Source organism: Virgibacillus carmonensis, assembly GCF_057836705.1.
Genome location: NZ_JBYQFJ010000282.1, coordinates 1 through 592 on the forward strand (window position 1 = coordinate 1; position 592 = coordinate 592).

At 33.6% G+C, this 592-nt stretch carries 1 pseudogene; it reads right to left on the reverse strand.

The window, feature by feature from the left end:
- A pseudogene (gene tagF, locus AC3G7N_RS21885) lies at nucleotides 1-592 on the reverse strand (teichoic acid poly(glycerol phosphate) polymerase); the annotation flags it as partial.

A 592-nucleotide genomic window follows, 5' to 3' on the forward strand; every position in this document is an offset into this window, starting at 1 on the left:
ATCTGTAATTAATAAATCAGCTATTAGATACAATTCCCTGATATCCTCATGATGTGAAAGGTCATATACAAACCCCTCAAACCCTGTCAAGTCCACGTTCTCAGCTACCAGGTAATGTAGTCTTAATATAACTATATAATCTTTACTAAACTCTTCTTTTAACCGTTCTAAATCTAGCATAAGGTTGAATTTATATTTACCTTTTGCATAAAACTGATTATCTCTCCATGTTGGGGCATACAATATTACCTTTTTATCTTTTGGAAGCTTTGCCTTTTGTTTAATTTGATTTATTGTTTCCTCATTATTTGAATTTAATAGAAAATCATTTCTAGGGTAGCCAGATTCAATCATTGTTTTTTTAAATTGGAATGCCCGCTCGAAAATTTCTGTTGAGTACGCGTTTGGGGATACAAGATAATCCCATTTGCTTGCCTCTTTTATAAAGTTTTGTTTGTATTTAACAGTGTTAGTTCCTGGCATATGAACTTCATCCATATCAGCCGCCAGACGTTTCAAGGGCGTTCCATGCCATGTTTGTAAATAAATCGTATGATTTGGCTTTGGAATCCAAAGTGGTAAACGACTATTT